Origin of the sequence: Streptomyces panacea (genome assembly GCF_040560175.1) — a bacterium.
GTDB lineage: Bacteria > Actinomycetota > Actinomycetes > Streptomycetales > Streptomycetaceae > Streptomyces > Streptomyces panacea.
Map to the genome: position 1 here is coordinate 1 of NZ_JARJHW010000295.1, position 5,367 is coordinate 5,367.

Below are 5,367 nucleotides of genomic sequence, written 5' to 3' on the forward strand. Positions count from 1 at the left end.
ACGCCACGGGTCGGCGAGCAGATTGATGCCCAACGCGTCGCCGGCCGCCTTGTAGTTGAAGTTCCAGCTGAGCTGGATGGGACCGCGGCCGTAGTACGCGGCCTGGCCCGCCGGGCAGCCGTAGGGCTGCGAAGCGTCGCAGTAGTGCGGGTAGTTGGCCGTGTTCTGCTCCACGATGTGGACGAGGCCACCGGTCTCATGGCTGACGTTGGCGAGGAACGCCGCGGCCTCCTGGCGCTTGACGGTGTCGCTGCCGGTGTTCGCGAACGCCGGGTAAGCACTCAAGGCCGCGGTGAGACCGCTGTAGCTGTAGAAGCCGTTGCGACCCGGGAACATCTGGTTGAACTGCGACTCACTGACGACGAAGCCACCCGGCGAGGGGTTGCCGCCACCGCTGCTCGGTGCGTTCCACTTCTGGTTCGACTGCCCCGAACAGGTCCAGATCTGGAGCCGGGCGCCGTTCGCCGAGTTGCGGTCCTGGACGTCCAGGCACTTGTCCGCCTGCGGGTTGACGATGTCGTTCGCGCCGGAGACCACCCAGCGCTGGTTCGCGCCGCCGGTGCAGTCCCACAGATGGACGAGCGCCCCGTCGGCGGTGCTGTTGCCCGAGACGTCCAGACACTTGCCGAGCGCGCGCAGCGTGCCGTCGCCCGAGTTGGACCACCGCTGGGCGTTGCTGCCGTTGCAGTCGTAGAGCTGTACGGGGGTGCCGTTGGCGTTGTTCGCGCCGGCGACGTCGACGCATTTGCCCGCCAGGCCGGTGATCTGGCCGTCGGCGGCCTGGGCGGCGGGGGCGGTGAAGAGAGTGGCGACGAGGGCTGCGACCGCCAGGAGGATCGCGGACCGTACGAGGGAGAGGCCTCTGCCGGATTTGCTCAACATCTCTGAATGTTGTCCCTTCGCGCCAACGGCGCACGGAGCCCTGCCGGCGAGCCGACAGGGCCAAGGAGGAGATGTGCGGGAGGTGTGTCGATTGGATTGAAAGCGAAGGTCTAGACCTTGTCAAGTGCATGGCGAAGTCCGGCGGTTGGTCACCCCGCCGTCAGGGCGGCGACCAGGTCGTCCAGTCCGTCGAAGTGCCAGTCGAAGGCATCGGAGTCCGTCGGCGGATCACCGATGGATCGATGGACATGGGCGGTCCGCATGCCACTCGCCCGGGCGCCGCGGAGATCCCAGGCGTGGGCGGCCACCATGAGCACGCGTTCCGGTGGGCATCCGGCGGTGTCGATGGCGAGTCGGTAGACCTCCGGCGCCAGCTTGTAGGCCAGGACGGCTTCGCCGGACAGGACTTGGTGCCAGCGCAGCCCGGTATGCGCGTCGAGTCGCAGCAGCGCCGTGCGCGCCGCGTTGGAGAGCCCGAGCACCGGGAGCTGCCGCGTGAGCCGTTCGAGACCGGCGACGGAGTCGTCCCAGGGTGGCAAGCGCCGACTCGCTGTCGCCAGCCGGGCGATCGTCGCCGGATCGATCGGTCCGGCGTGGTCGGCCACGCGTTGAGCGGCTTCCGCGTCGATGACCTCGCTGTCGGCGTACGCGCGATGGCCCTGCCCGATGCGCCGCTGTTCGGTCTCGACATGCCGCTGCCACAGGGTGAGCGACTCATCGACGGAGCCGTCGTCGGCCGCGGGCAGCGCCCGGCGAATCTCCGCTCGAAGCCCGCCGGATTCGTCGACCAGTGTTCCGAGGATGTCGAAGACGACGACCTCGATCTCGCGGATGTCGGCCATGCGCTCTCCCGTTCGTGCCGGTGTCACCGGCTCAGCAGGTGACGACCTTGCCACCGGCCTTGTCACCGGTCAAGATGGTGACGTGGATTTCGCCTTCGTGAGCGGCAACCCGGCCCTCGATCTCGCCGGCACGGTGAGGTATCGCCGAGACGCGCCCGAAGACGCCTTGGCCGCGCCCGGGGACCTTGCGCGGTGGGTGGCCGCGTGTGACGAGCTTCCCGACCGCGTCACCGCCGACTCCGCGACCTTCGAGTCCGCGCTCTCACTGCGCGAGGCGATCTACCGACTGGCTCTCGACCGCGTGCTCGACCGGGCCTTCGACCGGGGGAGCCTCGACGTCCTCAACGGCACGGCGGCCGGGCCGGTGCCCACGATCAGGCTCGGCGACACGGGACTGCGGATGACCGGAGACCTCCCCGCGGTCCTTTCCCACCTGGCCAGAAGCGGTATCGCCGTACTCGCGGATCCCCACGCCTGCCTCAAGGAGTGCGGTCGCCCCAGCTGCACCCGTATCTATCTCGACCGCTCCCGGGGCGCCCGGCGCACCTGGTGCGGGATGGACGAATGCGGAAACCGCGTCAAGGCCGCGGCCTACCGAGCCCGTCGACGAGCGTCCGTCGAGGGGCGAAGCTGACGCCAACGCGCGTACGGCGATGAACTCTTGGCGACGCGACGCCACAACCGATCAGCGGGATCGCGCGGTCTCTACCGCATGGCCGCAGTCGGGCCACTCGCGTCGAGATCACCTTTGCGCAGACGGTAGACCTGCAACGACAGGTTGTAGTACTTCTCTGTCTCGCCGACCCACTCCATGCCCACCCGCCGGGCCGTCGCCGCACCTCTGCTGTTCCGGGGCCGTACCACCGCGAACAGCTCCTCCACCCCGGCCTCCGACTCGAAAGCCCGGTGCGCCACGGCATGTCCCGCCTCGGCGGCCAGGCCCTGACCCCATACGTCGGGAGCCAGCTGCCAGCCGATCTCCAGATCACTGCCGAACGGGGGCAGCGGCAGCAGCGCCACCCCTCCGACCAGCTGTCCTGTCTCGCGCAGAGAGACGGCCCACCGGCCCTGGGGAGGTTCGAGGGTGGCCGACTCGGCCATCCACCGTTCGATCAGGGTCTCCATGGCCGCCAGGTCCGACACCGGCTCCAGCGCCGGGGCGAGCCACCGGGACACCTCGTGCTCGCCGTAGACCGGCAGCGCCGCGGCGGCGTCGTCCGGCGCCCACGGTCGAAGGGTCAACCGGGGAGTGCTGATCCGGAAGCCCTCGATGATGACCCGATGTATTCGGTCAGCCATATAACGAGAATATCACCGGAAGCCCTGGTCGGTAGGGGGCAGGTACGGGCCAACTACCTGTTGTTCGGCCTCGGGTGGTCACCGGAATCGGGTGGAATATCCGGCCTCCCCCCACCGTTGAAAGGGATGTCGGGGGTCGAACGGACCTCGGACGGTCGGCGAACAGGAAGGATCACATATGAAGCCTCGTATCCACCCCGAGTCCCGTCCGGTGATATTCCGGGACCGTGCCGCCGACTACGCGTTCCTGACGCGCTCGACCGCGGAATCCGACAAGACCATCGAGTGGGAGGACGGGGAGAGGTACCCCGTCGTCGACGTCGAGACATCATCGGCGAGCCACCCCTTCTACACCGGTAACTCGCAGGTTCTTGACACCGCGGGCCGTGTGGAGCGATTCGAGCGCCGTTACGGCGACGCGTCGAAACGCGGATGAGCCGCACCGAGAAGCGTCGGCGCGAAGACGGAGACCCCGAACCCCGGCCGCGAGATCAATGCCTTACGCCATGATCACGCCGCCGGGGTTTCTCCATGCCTCAGCCGCGTTCCCGAGCGCGGGGGACAAAAGGAATTGATCACCGTCCGCGGCCTGACACCATCGCCGGATGATCAGCATCGGAACGATCGTCATGGGCGCGGCGGACGTGCGGCGCGCGGCGGAATTCTGGAGCCGGGCGCTGGACTACGTCCCGCGCGACGGCGAGGTGGCGGACGACTGGGGCGTCCTCGTTCCCGCCGACGGCCCCGGACCGGGCCTGTCCCTCGGGCTCAGTACGACGCCGGTGCCGGAACATCCCCGCGTCCACCTCGACCTCTACGCGCGCGACGCCGCCGAGCAGGCCGCCGAAGTGGCGCGCCTGGTGTCCCTGGGCGCCGAACGCGTCGACTGGGACCTGTATCCCGACGACGCCGACTTCATCGTCCTCGCCGACCCCGAGGGCAACCGCTTCTGTGTCATCGACACCGGCCACGGCTGATCCGCGCCCCCGCCCGCGACAGCCGAGAGGTCCCCGTGAGTGAGGTCCCGGTGAGCAACGAACTACGGTCCGCCGTCGTCCTGATCACCGGCGTCATGGCAGCGGGGAAGTCCACCGTCGCGGGCCTCCTGGCCGAACGCCTGCCACGAGCGGCCCATATCCGGGGCGACACCTTCCGCCGCATGCTCGTCTCCGGCCGCCAAGAGATGCTGCCCGAACCGACCGGGAGGCCACGGCCCAACTGGAGCTGCGCCAGCGGATCGCGGCCACGGTCGCCGACGAGTACGCGAGCGACGGATGGACGGCGATCGTCCAGGACATCGTCATCGGACCGGACTTGAGCCGTTTCGTCGCCAGGATCCGCACGCGTCCCCTGTACGTCGTCGTGCTGACGCCCTCGGTCGAGGCCGTGCGCCGCAGGGAGCACGCGCGTCCGAAGACCGGCTACGGCGTCTGGACGGTCGAGGCGCTCGACCACGACCTGCGCACGGGTACCGAGCGCATCGGCCGCTGGCTCGACACGACGAAGCAGACACCGCGGGAGACGGTCTCGGCGATCCTCGCGGACCTCCCGGCCGCGCTGGTCACGACCGACCGACGAGGGAACGCGCCGGCCGGGGCCCCTGGCGAGGACCGGCGCCCTGGCGGGGACCCGGGCCCTGGCGAGGACCGGCGGGAGCTGACCGCGCGAGTTCCGTCCCGAGCCCCGTTCGCGACTCCTGTCACTCGCTCGTCGCGGGATCCCGCCCCTCCTCGAACGCCCGCCGCACCGGACCGGGCAGCGGCGCGAGCCCGAGGAGACCCGAGACCAGCTCGGTGGTGAGTGAGTGCCACTCCTCGGCCCGCCGCAGCATCGCGTGGTCCCCGCCGGACATCAGTACCGCGCACGCGTCCGCGCCCGCCGTACGTGCGCGGCGCGCGACATCGCGGCTGCCCAGCGGGTCGGTCGTTCGGTCCCGGTCACCGTGCACGAGGACGACCTGCCGGTCCGCCAGCTGCCCCACCGGCTCCCCGGTGGGACACCACGGGGCGAGCCCCACCACACCGCGCACCAGGTCGTGCCCGGCGACGGCGAGCGCGGCGCGTCCGCCCATCGAATGACCGACCAGCACCACCCGTACCGAACCCGCGAGCAGTTCCAGTTCCTCCAGCGCCCGGCGCGCGTCCACCGCGGCGTCGGCGCGCCCGCCGTTCCACCCCCGGTGCCGGTAGCGGACCCGGCCGACGAGGACGTCGTGGCCCTCGGTGGCGCGCAGCACCGCCCGGGTGAACGGGCGCATCCGCGCGGCGGCCAGATTCCACCGGAGCGGCGGCGCCATGCCCTCCGAACGCCCGCCGTGCAGCAGGAGCACGGCGGTACGGGGCCG

The 5,367-nt window shown here is 70.3% G+C and carries 7 protein-coding genes and 1 pseudogene; 4 read left to right on the top strand and 4 right to left on the bottom strand.

All coding sequences use genetic code 11. From position 1 onward, the window contains the following. The coding region (locus P3L51_RS34780) for a ricin-type beta-trefoil lectin domain protein (protein ID WP_354609366.1) at window positions 1–882 on the bottom strand (882 nt) is incomplete at its 3' end. A 149-nt stretch (window positions 883–1,031) separates the two neighbouring features. Next, window positions 1,032–1,724 (bottom strand): haloacid dehalogenase type II, encoded by a 693-nt coding sequence (locus P3L51_RS34785; protein ID WP_354609367.1) that lies wholly within the window; start codon window positions 1,722–1,724, stop codon window positions 1,032–1,034. 82 nt (window positions 1,725–1,806) lie between these two features. On the opposite strand from P3L51_RS34785, the gene P3L51_RS34790 reads away from it, so the two are divergent. After that, a complete protein-coding gene (locus P3L51_RS34790; protein WP_354609368.1) occupies window positions 1,807–2,358 on the top strand; it encodes a CGNR zinc finger domain-containing protein in 552 nt (183 codons plus the stop codon). A 71-nt stretch (window positions 2,359–2,429) separates the two neighbouring features. Here P3L51_RS34790 and P3L51_RS34795 read toward each other — a convergent pair whose 3' ends face one another. Then, on the bottom strand, window positions 2,430–3,023 hold the full coding sequence (locus P3L51_RS34795; RefSeq protein WP_354609369.1) for a GNAT family N-acetyltransferase: 594 nt from the start codon (window positions 3,021–3,023) through the stop codon (window positions 2,430–2,432). 178 nt (window positions 3,024–3,201) lie between these two features. Between P3L51_RS34795 and P3L51_RS34800 the strand changes: the two genes are divergently transcribed. The 3 genes and pseudogenes from P3L51_RS34800 to P3L51_RS34810 all read left to right on the top strand — a co-directional run. Beyond that, window positions 3,202–3,459: a type B 50S ribosomal protein L31 gene (locus tag P3L51_RS34800; protein WP_354609370.1), complete on the top strand. Its 258-nt coding sequence runs from the start codon at window positions 3,202–3,204 to the stop codon at window positions 3,457–3,459. Between the two features lie 169 nt (window positions 3,460–3,628). Next, a complete protein-coding gene (locus P3L51_RS34805) occupies window positions 3,629–4,000 on the top strand; it encodes a VOC family protein (protein WP_354609371.1) in 372 nt (123 codons plus the stop codon). A gap of 95 nt (window positions 4,001–4,095) precedes the next feature. Next, window positions 4,096–4,580: pseudogene (locus P3L51_RS34810) on the top strand (AAA family ATPase); the annotation flags it as partial. A gap of 142 nt (window positions 4,581–4,722) precedes the next feature. Here P3L51_RS34810 and P3L51_RS34815 read toward each other — a convergent pair. Next, window positions 4,723–5,367 (bottom strand): alpha/beta hydrolase (locus P3L51_RS34815; RefSeq protein ID WP_354609372.1); only part of this gene is annotated, 645 nt, incomplete at its 5' end.

Coding starts and splice junctions, on each gene's coding strand:
- P3L51_RS34785 (WP_354609367.1), bottom strand. CDS start 1,724: ATGGCCGACATCCGCGAGATCGAGGTCGTCGTCTTCGACATCCTCGGA.
- P3L51_RS34795 (WP_354609369.1), bottom strand. CDS start 3,023: ATGGCTGACCGAATACATCGGGTCATCATCGAGGGCTTCCGGATCAGC.
- P3L51_RS34800 (WP_354609370.1), top strand. CDS start 3,202: ATGAAGCCTCGTATCCACCCCGAGTCCCGTCCGGTGATATTCCGGGAC.
- P3L51_RS34805 (WP_354609371.1), top strand. CDS start 3,629: ATGATCAGCATCGGAACGATCGTCATGGGCGCGGCGGACGTGCGGCGC.